We start from the raw sequence: 16974 nt of genomic DNA on the forward strand, positions 1-16974 counted from the left end.
AATCTGCATTGAAGCCAAATAATGCTCATCTGCTGGAACTCAATTTAGCATGGGTTCTTATAATGTCTAATTTAGTTAAAATCCCAACGAGTTTTGTCGGGTCACTGCTCTTCACAACCGGAAGTCTCCCAATTTTCTTATCGAGAAGTTCCATAAGAGCATCTTCGAGTGAATCTTCAGGTTCTGCCACCATCAGTTCCTTAGTCATCGCATCTTTTGCCTCAGTTGTTTCTCTTTTATCGGAAGGAACTTTCTCTGCATCCTCGAAAGTTATTATCCCGACCAGTTTTTCATTATCTACAACGGGAAACCCTGTATACCCATATTTATGAATTAAATCAAGTACAACCTGAACAGTCAAAGAAGGACTGACTGTAACAATATTCGTCGTCATTGCATCCTTCACCTGTGCGCTCTCAAGTATATCCACGGTCATCTCACGCCTGTGGGCAGGCGATGATGAGCGGTTTTCCACCTGTTTTTCGTATATCGTCCATTTGCCAGCGAGCATATAAGAGATAGTCGAAGCGACCATCATGGGAGCAAGTAAATTATAGTTACCTGCCATCTCGGAAACCATTACGATAGCTGCTATCGGAACCTTTGCGACGCCTGCAAGTAACGCGCCCATCCCTACGAGTGCATATGATCCTGGCTGGAATATGATATTCGGAAATGTAAGGGCCATTATCTGCCCGAAAGCGCCCCCAACCATACCCCCGATACCAAGGGATGGGGCGAAAACACCCCCGCTGCCACCTGAACTGATGGTAAACGACGTTGCCAGGATTTTTGTCAGGACAAGAACCATCATAAGAATTATCGACATCTTAACAATATCGCCGTTAATAGCTATTTGAGTCCAGCCATAACCGGTTCCTAAAACTTGGGGGAAAATTATCGCTACAATCCCCACTAAAAGCCCACCTATTGCAGGTTTAAAATGAGGCTTGATTTTCAGGGGTCTGAATACTTTATCACGTAAGCCGTAGAAGATAATTACAAAAAGTATTGCGGTTATGGCGCATAATATCCCGAGAATACCGTAAAATACAAGTTCCACCGGGTTTGTGAAATTCAAACCTGGCGTTGTAAAGATATGTCCCCACCCAAAAAAGGACGAGAAAATGGAATAAGCTACAGTGGATGAAATAAATGCAGGCACAAGTCCTTCGGTCTCCATGTCGCTTTTATAGAGCACTTCGATTGCAAAGATGGCACCGCCGAGGGGAGCTTTAAATATGCTGCCTATGCCTGCCGCAGTACCGCAGATTACCATGATCCTCCTGTCTCTGTCACTCAATTTCAGGAAAGAGGCAAATGTTGAACCGAAGCCTGCACCTATTTGAGCTATAGGTCCTTCCCTGCCTGCACTCCCGCCTGAACCTATGGTTATTATTGATGAAATAGCTTTAATGAGCGGAACCCTTTTCCTGATTAAACCCCTTTTATTGTTATAAGAGTCAATAACGGCGTCAGTGCCGTGCCCTTCAGCTTCCGGGGCATAAGTATAGATCATAATTCCTGCAATTAAACCTCCGGCGGCTGGTAATAAGTAAAGAAGCCATTTCATGTTGGTTGCAGGCTGACTGAATATAGGAAGTTCTCCGCCAGGTGAGGGAGGGTAGTATCCGCCTATTCCCCCAAGAACGTAATATGAAACTGTCCTTAATCCCAGATAGAACAGGATGGCTCCAAAACCTGAAACTATACCTATCACAATACTGAATATCGCCCATCTTTGAACCTGTCTCAGATTAAATTCCTTTAAAATTTCATTAATTTTCAAGTTTAATTTGTCAACCTCGAGATACTAATAAAACTCATTATACTTTAATTTCATGTAAAGACCGCCGAGTTTTTCCACCAATTTATAGTTAAAAACCAAGGTATTTTTCCCTCGCCCAGGCCACGTTTTAATTTTTTGGGCTTGTTTAGACTGAACCGACCTGGAAAATAATGATACAGAAAAGGGAAAATTTGCTGAATCGTGAATCGAGATGCTGTATGATAAAATTAGAATTTTTTTTTAGGAATAATTTTTAAATTTTATAAATGTCATATGCTTTTTGCGATAAATATATATATGGTTATCCCTATTGCTTAAAATATGGCGATAGCGATTCTGGAGATCTTCAATCAAAATATATTTGGAGTTCCTCTCGGAAAAATTATAATGTTTTTCATTATAATATTAATTACTTTTATATTTAGGTCTATTTTTTTATATATTCTCGACCAAAAAATTACTATCCTTGTGAAAAAAACTAAAACCGAATTTGACGACCTGGTTTTAAATGCAATAAAAAACCCGCTCAGTTACCTGATATTGCTGCAGGGTTTCTATTTAGCCATACTTTCGTTGCAACTGCCTGAGAAGATAGGACAGGTCGACATTACATCCATTTTGCATAATATTTATCTTCTGTCATTTTCATTCGTAGTGCTCTATTTCGTCTTCAAAGTCATCGATATCATTGCGGTTTATCTTTATAAAGAAGCTAAAAATAGCAAAAGCACACTTGATGATCAGCTTATCCCGCTGCTTATCAAAAGCCTTCGTATTCTGGTCGTCACGCTGGGAATACTGTTCATTCTTGATAACTTCGGTTATAACATAACCTCCCTGATTGCAGGGCTCGGTATCGGGGGTCTGGCGTTCGCACTTGCTGCACAGAATACAGTGAGTAACCTTTTCGGTTCTATCACAATATTCTCTGATAAACCTTTCCAGCTTGGGGATTGGATAAGCGTGGGAGATATCGAGGGTACAGTAGAGGATGTAGGGTTCAGGACAACCCGTGTACGCAGGTTTGACCAGGCTCTTGTAACGGTACCGAACAGCCAGTTCATCAACACAGGGATTATAAATTATTCCGCCATGAAAAAACGCAGGATAAATTTCTACCTCGGGATAACTTACGGGACATCCGTGACCAAGGTAAAGGAAGTGGTTGCAGGCATAAGAAAGATTATTGACGAGGATAAAAAGTTCGACCATTCGTTCTATATGGTAAAATTCACTGAGTTCGGGGCATATTCTTTAAATATATTTATCTACTGTTTTACAAAGACCACAGATTGGGCTGAATCCCTTGCAATCAGGGAAGAATTTAATTTGAAGATCATGCAACTGCTTGAAGAACTGGACGTTGAGATCGCATTTCCATCACAAACTGTTTATATTAATGAAGTGGCAGGAAGGATGAATCAAAATGCACCATAAAAACCAGCAAAGTATTATAGAAAAGATGCGACCGAGAGCATCGATGTCAAACTGGAGGAACTGGATGTGGCAGTTAAAACACTGTATACGCGACATCTCCACTTTCGAGAGACTGACTGGCATCAAATTTGAAGAGAAGGACAGGGAACTGATCAAAAAAACCACCGCTAAGTTCCCACTCTCCATAACTCCGTACTATTTATCATTAATCGATACGGATGATTACAAAAACGACCCCTTCTTTAAACAGTCTTTTCCTTCTCCAATGGAATTGATTGTCGATAAGCATGATATGAGAGACCCTTTAGCTGAGGACAGAGATAGTCCTGTCCCAGGAATTACACACAGATACCCTGACAGGGTCTTGTTCCATATAAGCAACATCTGTTCCATGTATTGCAGGCACTGCACAAGAAAAAGAAAAGTCGGGGATATTGATTCAATACCCAGCAAGGATGAGATTCTAAAAGGTATTGAATATATCAGAAACACTGCTTCTGTTCGGGATGTTCTCCTATCAGGAGGGGATCCTTTGATGCTATCCGATGAATACCTTGACTGGATTCTCACGGAACTGAGGAGAATCCCTCATGTTGAGGTAATACGCATAGGAACAAGAATGCCGGTCGTGCTGCCCTACCGTATAACGGATGAATTAGTGGAGATATTGAAGAAACACCATCCATTATGGATTAATACGCATTTTAATCATCCAAGGGCAATAACAGAATCTTCGAAAGAAGCTCTGAGAAAACTGGCTGATGGAGGTATACCTCTTGGTAATCAATCCGTCCTGCTGGCTGGAGTGAACGACTGCCCCAGAATAATGAAAAAACTCGTACATAAACTTGTACAGAACAGGGTCAGGCCGTATTATCTATACCAGTGCGACCTGTCGGAGGGATTATCACACTTCCGTACCCCTGTTGGGAAGGGTATTGAAATCATGGAAAGTTTAATCGGGCACACCAGTGGTTTTGCAGTCCCTACTTATGTTATAGATGCTCCAGGCGGCGGGGGAAAGATCCCTGTAATGCCAACATATTTAATATCATGGTCTTCCAACAAAGTAATCCTGAGGAATTATGAAGGAGTAATTACTACATATAAAGAACCGGATCGTTATGAGCCTGTTTTTTGTGATAGGAAATGCAGTGACTGCAAATTGCAGTTGAAGCTTGATGAAGCAGAAGAGATCAAAGCCGTCGGTGTTGAGAAACTGCTTTGTGACTATGATGACACAATTTCTCTTATTCCGGAAAACACAGACAGGATGGAAAGAAGAACCGATAGAAAAGATGATGAATGATACAATAACAAACATTGGCAGTTCTATCCTGCAGCAGGGAAAACACAACGATCGTATTTATCTGATGAAACTCTCAAATGATGATCTTCCCGTTATCACAGACAGACTCGACAGGCTGGCACTGGCAGAGAAGTATTCTAAAATAATTGCCAAAGTACCTGGATTCGCAAAGGATAAATTCACAGAGAATGGTTACATTGTAGAGGCTTCTATACCCGGATTTTATAACTGCTCTGAAGACGTTTATTTTATGGGAAAATATTTCACAGAATCAAGGATGTGTAGTTATAACTACGGAAAAATTAAAGAAATATTAAAAACGGCTGTATTAAAATCATCTGAAGAAAGAACAGCGAAGATTGTGCCCGGATTTCATTACAGGATATGCGGTAAATCCGATGTTGACAGGATAGCCGGAGTTTATAAAAAAAGTTTTGAGACCTATCCATTCCCGATAAAAGATCCCATGTACATCGCGAAAACAATGGATGAGAATTTCATTTATTTTAGCATCCGGAGAAATAATAAGATTGTTGCCCTCTCCTCAACAGAAATTGATGCCGGTTTTAAAAATGTGGAAATGACGGATTTTGCCACGCTGCCTGAGTACCGAGGAAACGGACTTGCCGCATACCTTCTACATAATATGGAATCTGAAATGCGAAGGCGAAATATGGAAGTCGCATATACGATCGCAAGGGCAGTTTCCCATGGCATAAACAATATTTTTGCAAAGATGGGGTATATATATGGGGGAACATTATTAAACAATACAAATATTGCCGGAAGCTTTGAAAGTATGAATGTATGGTATAAATATCTTTGAACCGACATGACAACAGCAAACAACTCATCAGTGAAACGAGTACTGGTAGTCGGCAGCTGGGCAAAGGAACAGATTTCCATTGAAAATCTTTCCGGCAACCCGAAGGTAGAGATATTTTCATATATGGATACCCGGAACCCGGGTATCATACCGCAGGTCAAAGGTTATCATATAGGAAGTTTTAAGGATATTCATTCGATCGTGAGATATGCTAAGGAACAAGAGATAGACCTTGTAATCATTACAACTGCCTCCCCTCTTTCTATGGGTCTTGTAGATGCATTAGAAGCGGGCCGTATCTTAACATTCGGACCTGTTCGCCTCGCTGCCCGGTTAGAATCTGATAAGGAGTTCACCAGAAGACTTCTCCAGAAATATATGCCGTCCGCCGTTCCTCAGTTCGAGGTATTTGAAGACACCCGAAGTGCTATTGAATATGCCGAAAAACTGAACTGGCAGGTTGCGGTAAAGCCCATCGGGCTTACAGAAGGATTGGGGGTCAGGGTTTTTGGGGAGCAGTTAAAAGATGAAAATGATGTAAAGGAGTATATCCGGCAGGTAATTAACAATAGAATTGGTGGGAGTGCCAGGGTAATTATTGAAGAAAAACTTGAAGGAGAAGAGTTCACTGTCCAATGTTTCGTTCACGGAAAGTATATCCTTTCCACTCCAGCGGTCCAGGATTTCAAGAAGTTGCTACCGGGAGAGAGAGGACCGAATACAGCAAGTATGGGCTCATACTCTCAGCAGGGGCATCTTCTTCCGTTTATGGAAGAGGAAGACTATGAGAAAGCACTTGAGATAATCCGTGAAACTTTAGAAGGCTTCCAGAAAGAGACAGGAAAAACATGTTCCGGTTTTTTATATGGTCAGTTCATGCTGACTGCCAGCGGGGTTAAACTAATCGAATATAACTTTCGACCTGGAGACCCTGAATGGATAAACACAATAATGATATTGAAAAACAATCTTTTAGACATAATCATGGGGCTCTTCCAGGGAGAAGAGCAGGAACTTTATTTTGAAAATCAGGCGACTGTCTGCAAATACGTGGTACCTGAAGGTTATCCTGAAAGACTCGATTTGAACCTGGACGTGAATTTAAACGAGGAAGCTATCCGGAAAATCCAGGGTCTGAAGTATTATTACAGTTGCGGTTTGGATAATAAAGGTAAACTGAACGTGGGGACCGAGAGGGGTATTGCCTTTGTCGCAAGAGCGCCGACCATTGAAGAAGCTAATGAGAGGGTGGAAAGAGCCATTTCCCTGGTAGACGGTGAGTTCTATTACCGGAAAGATATAGGAACGAAGGATTTGATTGATTCAAAGGTAGAGCATGTTAACAGGTTGAGAAGGTCACGATGAGAATAAGAGCGGCGACTCAGGAGGACTTCCTAAAAGTACATCAGTTTACTGCTGACTGTACACCTCTGGAAAATTATCCAGAACATGTTTATAAAATTATTCTACGTTATTTTGGGGATTACTGTTTTATTGCTGAAAAAAACGGGCAAATCGTAGGGTTCGCCATGGGAATCGTTCCCCGGAGTTTTCCAGGCACCTATTTTTTGTGGCAGATAGGTGTAGCTCCCTCCTGTCAGATGCGGGGAATAGGAGAGAAACTGCTCAGGGAAATTGAGGAAGAGTTAAGGAAAAAAGGGTTTGTAAGAATTGAAGTAACTATCGACCCTGTAAATATTTCCTCTCAGAAGCTTTTTGAGAATATGGAATATCAGAATATCAGCAAAAAAGCAGGAAAAACAGTAGAGGTTAAGGGAAACCTGGCTGTTCAAGATTATTATAAGCCCGGAAGGCATTTTATGGTGTATGAAAAAAGAATCGGGCAGCTATGTGATGAAAGAATTACTGGAATATGACATCTGTAGTGCTATTGCTACTGTTTCTAGAACCTGTATCGAATTTTTTGCGGAGGTGGAAGACATGGGATAAGTTTTTCACATGGCTTTTTAACAGGACTTATCACAAACACAATGCGAAATTTGAGAAATATGGCTCTATAGGTCTTGCCATATTTGTGGGTGTGCCGCTCCCGGTGACAGGCGCATGGACTGGCTGCGCAGCAGCTTTTGTCTTCGGATTCAAATTCAGGAATTTATCGTGAAGAAAAAATACAATGTTCATGATATCGTTCTTGACCGCGCATTTCCCGTCTTTGGTTTCAAACATTTATAGCAAGCTGAATATCTATTGGTTAAAATAACGAGGAATTACAATAGACTCGCAACAACAAAAATAAAGAATTCTTATTTTCTTTTGGGTGCGTTGCCCAAAAATACCCTAAAACCTTTATACAAGCCCCTCCAATAAAAAGATGGGAGTTATAATATGGTCTTAGAAACAATAATTGTTACGGTATTTATTTTAATAATACTTGCACTGGCAATAAAGGTAATAAGAGAATATGAACGTGTTGTGATATTCAGGATGGGAAGATTACTTGGGGCAAAGGGTCCGGGAATGTTCTTCATAATCCCTATTGTTGACAGCATAGTAAAGACAGATCTAAGGGTAATAACAATCGACGTGCCAAAGCAGAGCATAATCACAAGAGATAACGTGACTGTGGATGTTGACGCCGTACTTTATTACCGTGTTCTTGAACCTATAAATGCTGTAACGAAGGTTGAGAACTACATGCTGGCAACAAGCATGCTTGCCCAGACCACGCTGCGGGATATCCTGGGGCAGATAGAACTGGACGACCTTTTATCAAAGCGGGAAGAGCTTAATAAGAAACTCCAGGAAGTACTGGATGCGGCAACTGACCCATGGGGAATAAAGATCACAGCAGTCACAATACGCGATGTTAGCCTGCCGGAATCGATGATGAGGGCCATAGCCAAGCAGGCAGAGGCAGAAAGAGAGCGCAGGTCAAGAATAATACTTGCTGATGGAGAATCCCAGGCAAGCCTGAAGATGATTGAAGCTGCCGAGCTGTATCAGAAGGTGCCCATCGCCATGAAGCTCAGGGAACTTCAGACACTTGCAGAGATTGCACGAGAGAAGAATCTGATCGTGGTCACGTCCGGTGCGCCAGGTGGTGATATAAGTAATATTGCAGGTTTGACCGGAGCTTTTACGGAGGCTAAGAAGAAGGCTGAAAGTAAATGAGGTTTTTATTTTCTTGTTTATTATTTCTTTTCTTCTTTGTACAGGCCACAAGTGCACAGGTAGTTGTAGTTGAACTGAAAAATACTATAACTCCCGCAAGCGATGATATTGTAAACGAGGCTCTTGGAAATGCACAGCTTGAGAATGCAGAGGCATTGATAATAATCCTGAATACCCCGGGAGGAAGTCTTGAAGATACGAAAAAGATTATAGAGTACATCGAGACCTCTCCGGTGCCTGTAATAGGCTATGTCTATCCTAAAGGTGCTACTGCATGGTCTGCTGGCACTCTCATACTTCTTGCCACGGATATAGCATCCATGGCTCCAAATACAATAATCGGCTCTGCACAGCCAGTAGAAATGACCGCAGAAGGTACAAGACCGATTGAAGATGATAAGATCATAAATGCAGTTGTTGCGCTGGCAGAGGAAAGGGCAAGGCAGCATGGAAGAAATGTAACTGCAGCAAGGGAGTTTGTCACAAAAAACCTGAACCTGAATGCAGAGCAGGCAATGAACGGGGATGTAATTGAAGTTATTTCTCCAAATATTGAGGAGTTATTGATAAAGGTGGATGGGATGAAAGTAAAAGGCAGAATTCTGAATACGTCCGGAGCCGATTATACATATTATGCTCCTTCACTGAGGCTGATGCTTTTGAATTTGCTCTCGGATCCAATTCTTGCGTCACTGCTGTTGCTTGTTGGGATATACTCCCTTGTATTCGGACTTACCAGTCCGGGCTACGGCGCTGAAGTTTTCGGGGTCATTTCCATTAGTCTTGGGCTTATAGGGCTCGGGTTCTCGATAAATATAGCCGCTTTATTCCTGATTGCACTTGGCATGGCGCTGTTGGTATTCGAACTTTATACCCCGTCCTTTGGACTCATAGGTATAGCTGGTATCGCGTGCATTGTTCTTGGGAGCATATTGATTGTGCCACTGGGTTACCCAGGGCTCTATTCTCCGGAATTTCTAAGCACTCTTTTGATTAGCCTGCTCGCACCTGCCATAATTTTAGGGTTTTTCCTTGCTTTTGCGGTTTATAAAGTAATGAAGATAAGAACAAAAAAACCAGCAATAGGAGAAATTATTGGAGATATATCCGAGACCATAGATGCAATAACTCCGGAGACGACAGGCTATGTAAGATATCAAGGTGAGTACTGGATTGCAAAATCCAGGGAAAGGATTGAGCCAAAGACAAAAGTTGTTATAATAGGAAAAGATGGGGCGGTGCTCATCGTCAAGTCGCTTCAAGGCAGCCCATGAATAAACCCCTGCTAATCTTTTATTTTTGTCATTGCAACAAGAAATGGAAGTATCTCAACTCTTCCGATCACCATCAAAATAGAGAGCGCAAGTTTCAAATGAGTGTCAAGGGCTACGGATACAATTCCTACTGACAATCCCGATGTAGCAAAAGCGGAAACTGCCTCGAACATCGAATCGACCAGTCCGAAGCCGGAGAATGCAAGAAGAGCTCCGGTGACAACCACGAGGATAGACGACAGAAAAATGAATATAAGGTTTGTTAAGAGATCTTTTCTATCATAATCCTTACCATCAAACTCGATCTTTTCATACTCTTTCCCGATGGAATAACCGATAGCAAGAGGAATTGACTTCAAAAAAAGAGCAAAACGGAAGATTTTGATTCCACCCGCTGTGGAGAAGCTCATTCCGCCCAGGAACATCAAAACAATAAACAGAAACTTCGCTTTCTCGGGAATTACGCTGAAATTTATTGTGGAAAAACCTGTACCGGTGGATGCGCTAAGAACGTGGAATATTATAGTGAATATATCAAGCGGATAAACCGCCTGTACAGCCATCACGCCAATAGCAGAGATGAAAATAAACATCCAGAATTCCTTTGAGAATGCTGTCCTGAATTTTCCGTGCACGATCCTGTAATGTATGAAAAAGCTTGTCGCCCCAAGAACCATCATGACAATAACAATCAATGCTACGGGAAATGCGGTATATGGTGAAAAATCAGCTATTGGAGAAAAGCCTCCAGTCATGAGCGAACTCAGCACAACTGAGATTGTATTTGCTATATCTGTTAAGCCCAGGATGTATATCATTGCAGAGAAAAGAAGGATGTACACCGTATAAACTACAAGAATCGACGCTAATGATTGTTTGATGCTATCAGTCACGCGCATAAAGTTCATAACTCTTGACATATTGTCCAGCGTCTTACCACTGTAGAAGAACGCAAGGAGTATGAACACAATGCCTAATCCACCGATGAGGTGGGTGAAACTGCGATAGAACATGAGCGAGCGCGGAAGAGCATCCGGGTCTGTAATAAGCGAAAAGCCAGTGGTAGTATACCCTGATATGCTCTCAAAAAAACTGTTCACGAACCGCACAGTGAGGCTTGAATCATTGAATACATTGAGCCAGAAGTACGGAACCGCGCCAATAATCCCCAGTATAAAAAAAACACCTGTAAGAAGAATGCAGGATTGACGGAAGTCAAGCTCCTCGCGCACCGATAAGGCGTTTAGAGAAAAACCAAAGAAAAAGAATGCAAAACTGGTTACGAATAATGAGATTATTGCCTGCGTTTCATTATAAACGAACCCCATGACAATGGGGAAAGCGACCAGAATCCCTGCAACCTGCAGGACAAGCCCCATGTTCGCAAGGATTGGAAACATATCCTATAAATTTACATGAATACATATATAGTTTAGCTATAATTATAATTATAATTATGATAATTTGTTTTCATTAATGAACAAAACAAGACAAAGAGTATTAGCTATAATCAGTTAAATGAGTTATAGATTCAATACCTATAGCAATGGTGCCTGACCGGGATTTAAATAAAAATTTGCTGACATTAAAGGTTATGCAGGCTTTAAAACAATAGATTGAAATACAAGAAGTTAGAAATAATAACATAAGGGAGGATAAAATGTTCGAAAAGGTTCTATTTCCGACAGATTTTTCAGAGTATGCGCAAAAAACACTTGAATGCATTGGTGAAATTCCGGGAATAAAGGATTTGATGCTGCTGCATGTAGTAGATGCCACACATCCTTCAAAAAGGGGATGGACTCATGGGCCGCATATCGAGAATGCCAGGATTCTCATGGAGGAGAAGAAAAATTACATCGAGAGTATGGGATTGAAAGTGAAAACAAAAGTGGAAGTAATAACAGTAGGTGAGGTCTCCAGAGCGATTCTTGAAGCTGCGGAAAAAGAAAAAGTTTCTTTGATCGTAATGGGTGCGCGTGGAAAAAGCCCGATAAAGGATCTTTTTCTTGGGAGCACCACTGCAAACGTAGTGCGTCATGCAAAGACCAACCTTCTGATCATGCGCTATAAATTGGTGAAAGACCTGGAAGGAGTAAAACATGAAAAATTCTGCCCGATGATTTTCTCAAAAGTGCTGTTGCCAACTGATTTTTCGGAGCCTGCAAATAAAACGATATCATTTATCAAGGAAATAAAGGATATTAAAGAAGTGGTTCTTCTGAGCGTTGTCAGTAAAGGAGAGACAGAGGAAGAAATAGAAGAAAATGTCAATGAGACTAAAAGTAAGCTTGGCGACATCAGAAATGAGCTTGGACGAGCAGGTTTCAATGTGAAAGATCATGTTCGTGTAGGAAACCTGCCCGAAGAAATAATCTCAACGGCCGAGGATGATGATGTATCACTGATAGCAATGAGCCCACACGGAAAAGGTTGGTTCAAGGAATTACTGGTAGGGAGCACTACCTGTGCAGTTGTGAGGAGAGCAAAAAGGCCTGTTCTGGTAGTACATGGTCAATACGCATAGAAGCGGGATAAAACCAATCAAGCTCAAGCCCACAAAATCCCAGTTGAATGCCCTGGAAAAGCTGAAACGGCTGGATAGCAGCCTCCATGTTATATGGAGTAAAAGAGGAATTCCTTCTCATTTATGCGGAATTTTATCCGTTGAGATCGGAAAAGACCCGGAAAGAATAGCACGAAAATTTCTTCTGGATAATTTCAAATTATTTAAAATTAAGGAAAATTTAAAGGATTTAACATTAATCAAAAAGATGGACAGTCTTGGGGGATGTCATGTTTTATTCCAGCAATTTGTTGATGAACTGCCTGTTTATAATGCTTTTACTTCGGTTCATATGGATAAAAAAAATATTCTCAAAAAAGTGGATGTCTGTTATTATCCTGACCTTAATATAGAACCATGGGAAAAAAATATCTTGCAGGAAGAAGCAATTCGCATAGCCATTGATTTTCTTAACGCGGAAAAAAGGCTTTCAGGGAAAGTTTCCGGAGAACTGGTCATTTATCCAAAAAAGGAAAAGTACTATGCGGCATGGAAAATCACAGTTCCTTTTATCAACCCGATTGAGGAATGGTATGTATTTCTCGATTGTAAGAATGGCAAGATACTGGATATTCTGGATGTGCTGCTTAAGGCAACAGGTCGCGGAAGGGTCTTTATACCAAATCCCGTAGTGGCTCTGGGTGACAGTAACCTAACTGCGGAATCCGAGATTCCTGACAGGGCTTACTCCACTGTTGTTCTAAAGGAACTCGATGGCTCAGGTTATCTGAGGGGCACTTATGTGGATACATGCAGCACGCCCAACAGGGCAAAAGAGCAGGATTTGACTTTTTATTATAAAAGGAACGACCCGAGGTTCAAGGAAGTGATGGCGTATTATCATATCGATGAGGCACAAAGATATATTCAGAGCCTTGGATTCACTAACATTTGCAATAGACCGATAAATGTAAACGTTCACGGGGACTTCGTGGATAACTCTTATTATAATTCTGATACCAAAGAATTAACCTTTGGCAAATGGTATATAGACGATGCGGAGGATGCCGATATAATCCTGCATGAATACTGCCATGCCATTTTAGATGAACAGGTGCCGGGTTTTGGACTTAACTGGAATACCTGTCCGATCGCAGAAGGATTTGGTGATTTCTTTGCTGCGTGTTTTTTTGCTGAAATAAATGATGGTTTTAACCGTGAATGTATCGGGGACTGGAATGGTATTGGAAAAATTGGAAATTGTGTGAGCAGGGTGGATAGTAAAAAGCATTATCCGGATGATTATCTGGGAATAGATAGCTGCGATCGGGATGGAGAAATATGGTCTGCTGCTCTCTGGGACATATACCTGCGAATGGGCGGAGCTTCCAGGATCAAAGCAAAGAGACTTGCTGCGAGGGATAATGCTATCCGGCTGATCATTGAAAGTAATTTTAATTTAAATATTAATTCAAAGTTTGAAGATGCTGCCGATGCGATTATTATTGCAGATAAAAATATTTACGATGGCGCCAGTGAACATTTGATAAGGGAAGTTTTAGTCAAAAGGGGGATTCTATTTCCACTGGTGAAAGTGGAGATGCAGGCAAAGGTAGAGCCACATGCAGTACAGCCGGGAAGAATATTGACGTTTTCAATCAGTATGATGAACGCAGGTGAAGTTGACTGGAAAAGAGCAAAAGTTGTTATAAGTATTCATGATGAAAAACATATAATGATAAAAAAGCTGATTAAAAGAATTAATAATCTGAAGATCGGGGAGAGGAAATCAGTAGAGAGCCCGTGGCGGATTCCGAAAAGAATGAAAAACGGTGAGTATGGCTATACTGTGAGCGCATATTACAGCCGAAAGAAAATTGGTTCGGAAACAGGGGAATTCAGGGTAATAGTCTGAAAAGAACTTTCTGCATTATTTAAGAGCAGGAATTAGTTTACAATATATTAATATACATCCACATTACTTTTTATTCAATAATTTGCTCATACTAAATTTAAATTCTTCTCGTACGTAAGGTAAGAAATATGGATTTCGAATGTTCGGATAAAGACCTTGATGGTTATCTTGAGGCCCGGAGCTTTGCTAAAGTGTTGTCCGGAGAGATAGTAAGCAAGATTGAAGTTGGTATGAGTGAAAAGGATATAGAAGGTATCGCCTCTGAAGTTTTCCGTGATTATAACGTGAGGCAGCACTGGCACATGCCTATCATCGGCGTTGGTGAAGGAAGCACCAAATTGAGCAGCATATATACTCTTACGTCCAGCTTTCTTACCAAACATAAGCGCATTCTGCAAGAAGATGATCTCGTCTTGATAGACATAGCTCCAGTGTACATGACCTATCCTGGAGACTATACTACCACCCACGTTTTTGGGAATAATCCCGAGCTTGGGGCATTTGTTGCGTATGCGCGTGATGTTTCACGCAAGATTGCCGAGTATGCGAGCAATGAGATGACAGTGGCTGATGTATTCCGCTATGCACAAGAGCTTATTCGTACAACTTCTAACTATACTCTTCTCTATCCTCCGCTGATATCCCTCGGACACCGCCTTTCCAGGGTACACCCCCTTGAAAAAATACCGGAACCAGGGTTATCATACTTGATTTTAAAAGAATTTCCTTTCATTAACTCAAGCAATCTCATTCCGATGGATGGATTGTGGGTCATTGAGCCATACCTGATGCACAATAAGAGAGCTGCTAAATTCGAGGAACTCGTATTTGTGAGCAGAGAATCTGTGATTCTGGACAAGGATTAAATGTTCCAGATAGGGTAAATTTGAAAAATATACTGATACCGATATGGTTATTAACAACCACATCTTATTACTCCTATGGCTCTCTCATGGTTAAAGGCTTCCGTAATCGCAGAAGTAGTTTTGGCAGTATTGCCTGTAGTGATCTTCATGTTCGCCTTTCAGTTTTTCATAACAAAGAGACCTATTGAAAATCTATCCCAGATATTGATCGGCATAGCATTATCTACCATAGGACTTATCTTATTCCTGGAAGGATTGGAACTTGGATTCTTGCCTTTAGGCCAGCAGGTAGGTGCAGGTCTTCCCACAACTGGTTCGGCTTACATTGTAGTTGCATTTGCTTCAATTTTTGGCTATGCGGTCACACTTGCAGAACCCAATCTGCGTGTTCTCATCAGCCAGGTGGAAACAGTTTCATCAGGTTCCATACCAGGAAACATAATTCTGCATGTTGTCGGCATAGGGGTTGGGGTATCACTCGGGATATCGATGCTGCGGATACTCCTGGGAATACCCCTCTGGAAGATCATAGTCCCTGGTTATCTTCTTGCGTTAATGTTAATTTATTTTGCACCGGCATATATTGTGCCGATGGCATTTGATGCCGGGGCTGTTGTTACAGGACCTGTGGTTGTGCCGCTTATTCTCACAATAGGAGTAGGGCTGACATCCGTGCTGGGCGGAAGAGACCCGCTCATTGATAGCTTTGGTCTGGTTGCAACTGCTACCCTGGCACCCGTGCTATCGCTGCTGATGCTTGGTATTGCACTGGGAGAATGAACATGAACTATCTAACTGACTTTGATGTAATATTCACGATTGTTGAGAGAGGAAAAGGTGAAACGATAATCAAGGCAACGCATGAAGCCGGAGCCGAGGGAGCCACTCTGTTTTTCGGAAGAGGTACAGGGATTCATGAGCACAGGAAAATCCTGGGGATTCCCATAGAGCCGGAAAAAGAGATTGTGATTACTCTAATAGAAAAAGAAAAATCCGATGCCATTCTTGAAGCTATTGTGAGAGCTGGAAAATTGGACGAACCTGGAAGAGGCAGGGCGTTTGTTATAAGTGTGGATAAAATGGTGGGCGCATTTCATCTTGAGCAGAAAGGACAAGCAGGATAAATGGAATTCTTGACAAAAGAATCAAAAATCACTTTGTCCTCCGGGGTGCAGGGGTAGCGGATGCCCCGGAATTCATTCCGGGGAGGAAGCGTACCCCGCCTTTAGATAATACTTTCACACCGCTAACATCAAGAATATATCTGATAATGCTGACATGGAAAGTATGAAAAAAACGCTCATGGTTAAACTTGATACTGCGAAAGAAGAGCATACCGCTCTTCTTGAAACCATGAACAGGTTTAATGAAGCGTGCAATTATATTTCTGAGATTGCATTTTCCATAAAAAGTGCTAACAAAATCAAGCTCCAACAGATTGTTTATCATGATGTCAGGGAAAGATTTGATCTTTCGTCCCAGCTTGCCATACGTGCAATTTCCAAAGTATCTGAGGTTTATAAGCGGGACAGGTCTATCAAACCCGGATTTAGGATTGATGGTGCAGTCGTCTATGACCAGAGAATCCTGTCGTGGAAAAGTCTTGAACTCGTTTCGATTCTTTCCATTAACGGGCGGCTCAAAATACCTGTTATAATGGGAGAATACCAGCAAACCGGGATAGACAGGAAATCCATGTGTGGTCAGACCGACCTTATTCTGCGTAATGGAATATTCTATCTTGCAGTTGTAGTTGAAGTTCCAGAACCGTCCAAATCCGATGCTGTTGGTTCTCTCGGAGTGGATTTGGGAATTGTCAATCTTGCTACTGATAGCGATGGGGATACTTTCAGCGGGAAGCAGGTTGATGAGGTCAGGGAAAGAAATGTTAGCCTTCGATCTAACCTTCAAAAAGCAGGA

At 41.6% G+C, this 16974-nt stretch carries 15 protein-coding genes and 1 pseudogene; 14 read left to right on the top strand and 2 right to left on the bottom strand.

Features of this window, described 5'->3' with window-relative positions; translation table 11 throughout:
* Positions 1 to 25: 25 nt before the first annotated feature.
* Positions 26 to 1789 carry a chloride channel protein gene (locus CL181_RS05045; RefSeq protein ID WP_217993090.1) on the bottom strand — a complete coding sequence of 588 codons (1764 nt, stop codon included), beginning with the start codon at positions 1787 to 1789 and terminating at the stop codon, positions 26 to 28.
* A gap of 468 nt (positions 1790 to 2257) precedes the next feature.
* On the opposite strand from CL181_RS05045, the gene CL181_RS05050 reads away from it, so the two are divergent.
* From CL181_RS05050 to CL181_RS05085, 8 genes are all read left to right on the top strand, one after another.
* A complete protein-coding gene (locus tag CL181_RS05050) occupies positions 2258 to 3226 on the top strand; it encodes a mechanosensitive ion channel family protein (RefSeq protein ID WP_176505068.1) in 969 nt (322 codons plus the stop codon).
* A 43-nt stretch (positions 3227 to 3269) separates the two neighbouring features.
* The gene (ablA, locus tag CL181_RS05055) at positions 3270 to 4535 is read left to right on the top strand and encodes a lysine 2,3-aminomutase (RefSeq protein WP_255251428.1); all 1266 of its coding nucleotides are present in this window, start codon (positions 3270 to 3272) and stop codon (positions 4533 to 4535) included.
* Positions 4525 to 5361: a putative beta-lysine N-acetyltransferase gene (gene ablB / locus CL181_RS05060; protein ID WP_097298154.1), complete on the top strand. Its 837-nt coding sequence runs from the start codon at positions 4525 to 4527 to the stop codon at positions 5359 to 5361. The genes ablA and ablB overlap by 11 nt, the downstream gene beginning before the upstream one ends.
* 6 nt (positions 5362 to 5367) lie before the next feature.
* The gene (purD, locus tag CL181_RS05065; protein WP_097298155.1) at positions 5368 to 6726 is read left to right on the top strand and encodes a phosphoribosylamine--glycine ligase; all 1359 of its coding nucleotides are present in this window, start codon (positions 5368 to 5370) and stop codon (positions 6724 to 6726) included.
* On the top strand, positions 6723 to 7238 hold the full coding sequence (locus tag CL181_RS05070) for a GNAT family N-acetyltransferase (RefSeq protein ID WP_097298156.1): 516 nt from the start codon (positions 6723 to 6725) through the stop codon (positions 7236 to 7238). The genes purD and CL181_RS05070 overlap by 4 nt, the downstream gene beginning before the upstream one ends.
* Positions 7235 to 7483 (top strand): small multi-drug export protein, encoded by a 249-nt coding sequence (locus CL181_RS05075; protein ID WP_097298157.1) that lies wholly within the window; start codon positions 7235 to 7237, stop codon positions 7481 to 7483. The genes CL181_RS05070 and CL181_RS05075 overlap by 4 nt, the downstream gene beginning before the upstream one ends.
* A gap of 224 nt (positions 7484 to 7707) precedes the next feature.
* Entirely contained in the window at positions 7708 to 8493 is a 786-nt protein-coding gene (locus tag CL181_RS05080; RefSeq protein WP_097298158.1) for a slipin family protein, read from the top strand.
* Entirely contained in the window at positions 8490 to 9767 is a 1278-nt protein-coding gene (locus tag CL181_RS05085; RefSeq protein WP_097298159.1) for a nodulation protein NfeD, read from the top strand. Before CL181_RS05080 ends, CL181_RS05085 begins: the two co-directional genes overlap by 4 nt.
* Positions 9768 to 9778: 11 nt before the next feature.
* Here the strand turns inward: CL181_RS05085 and CL181_RS05090 are convergent, their stop codons facing one another.
* Complete coding sequence (locus CL181_RS05090; protein ID WP_097298160.1) at positions 9779 to 11167, bottom strand: TrkH family potassium uptake protein; 1389 nt, start codon at positions 11165 to 11167, stop codon at positions 9779 to 9781.
* Positions 11168 to 11427: 260 nt separating this feature from the next.
* On the opposite strand from CL181_RS05090, the gene CL181_RS05095 reads away from it, so the two are divergent.
* The 6 genes and pseudogenes from CL181_RS05095 to CL181_RS05120 form a co-directional block, all read left to right on the top strand.
* Complete coding sequence (locus CL181_RS05095; RefSeq protein WP_097298161.1) at positions 11428 to 12294, top strand: universal stress protein; 867 nt, start codon at positions 11428 to 11430, stop codon at positions 12292 to 12294.
* A complete protein-coding gene (locus CL181_RS05100) occupies positions 12278 to 14188 on the top strand; it encodes a M36 family metallopeptidase (RefSeq protein ID WP_097298162.1) in 1911 nt (636 codons plus the stop codon). The genes CL181_RS05095 and CL181_RS05100 overlap by 17 nt, the downstream gene beginning before the upstream one ends.
* 128 nt (positions 14189 to 14316) lie before the next feature.
* On the top strand, positions 14317 to 15054 hold the full coding sequence (locus CL181_RS05105) for a M24 family metallopeptidase (RefSeq protein ID WP_097298163.1): 738 nt from the start codon (positions 14317 to 14319) through the stop codon (positions 15052 to 15054).
* Between the two features lie 75 nt (positions 15055 to 15129).
* Complete coding sequence (locus CL181_RS05110; RefSeq protein WP_097298164.1) at positions 15130 to 15834, top strand: DUF1538 domain-containing protein; 705 nt, start codon at positions 15130 to 15132, stop codon at positions 15832 to 15834.
* 2 nt (positions 15835 to 15836) lie between these two features.
* Complete coding sequence (locus tag CL181_RS05115) at positions 15837 to 16178, top strand: P-II family nitrogen regulator (protein ID WP_097298165.1); 342 nt, start codon at positions 15837 to 15839, stop codon at positions 16176 to 16178.
* A 163-nt stretch (positions 16179 to 16341) separates the two neighbouring features.
* Positions 16342 to 16974: pseudogene (locus CL181_RS05120) on the top strand (RNA-guided endonuclease TnpB family protein); the annotation flags it as partial.

It is taken from the genome of Candidatus Methanoperedens sp. BLZ2 (assembly GCF_002487355.1).
In the GTDB taxonomy this organism is placed as follows: Archaea; Halobacteriota; Methanosarcinia; order Methanosarcinales; family Methanoperedenaceae; genus Methanoperedens.

Coding starts and splice junctions, on each gene's coding strand:
- CL181_RS05095 (WP_097298161.1), top strand. CDS start 11,428: ATGTTCGAAAAGGTTCTATTTCCGACAGATTTTTCAGAGTATGCGCAA.
- CL181_RS05080 (WP_097298158.1), top strand. CDS start 7,708: ATGGTCTTAGAAACAATAATTGTTACGGTATTTATTTTAATAATACTT.
- CL181_RS05115 (WP_097298165.1), top strand. CDS start 15,837: ATGAACTATCTAACTGACTTTGATGTAATATTCACGATTGTTGAGAGA.
- CL181_RS05075 (WP_097298157.1), top strand. CDS start 7,235: ATGACATCTGTAGTGCTATTGCTACTGTTTCTAGAACCTGTATCGAAT.
- CL181_RS05090 (WP_097298160.1), bottom strand. CDS start 11,167: ATGTTTCCAATCCTTGCGAACATGGGGCTTGTCCTGCAGGTTGCAGGG.
- ablA (WP_255251428.1), top strand. CDS start 3,270: ATGTCAAACTGGAGGAACTGGATGTGGCAGTTAAAACACTGTATACGC.
- ablB (WP_097298154.1), top strand. CDS start 4,525: ATGATGAATGATACAATAACAAACATTGGCAGTTCTATCCTGCAGCAG.
- CL181_RS05085 (WP_097298159.1), top strand. CDS start 8,490: ATGAGGTTTTTATTTTCTTGTTTATTATTTCTTTTCTTCTTTGTACAG.
- CL181_RS05100 (WP_097298162.1), top strand. CDS start 12,278: ATGGTCAATACGCATAGAAGCGGGATAAAACCAATCAAGCTCAAGCCC.
- CL181_RS05110 (WP_097298164.1), top strand. CDS start 15,130: ATGGCTCTCTCATGGTTAAAGGCTTCCGTAATCGCAGAAGTAGTTTTG.
- CL181_RS05105 (WP_097298163.1), top strand. CDS start 14,317: ATGGATTTCGAATGTTCGGATAAAGACCTTGATGGTTATCTTGAGGCC.
- purD (WP_097298155.1), top strand. CDS start 5,368: ATGACAACAGCAAACAACTCATCAGTGAAACGAGTACTGGTAGTCGGC.
- CL181_RS05070 (WP_097298156.1), top strand. CDS start 6,723: ATGAGAATAAGAGCGGCGACTCAGGAGGACTTCCTAAAAGTACATCAG.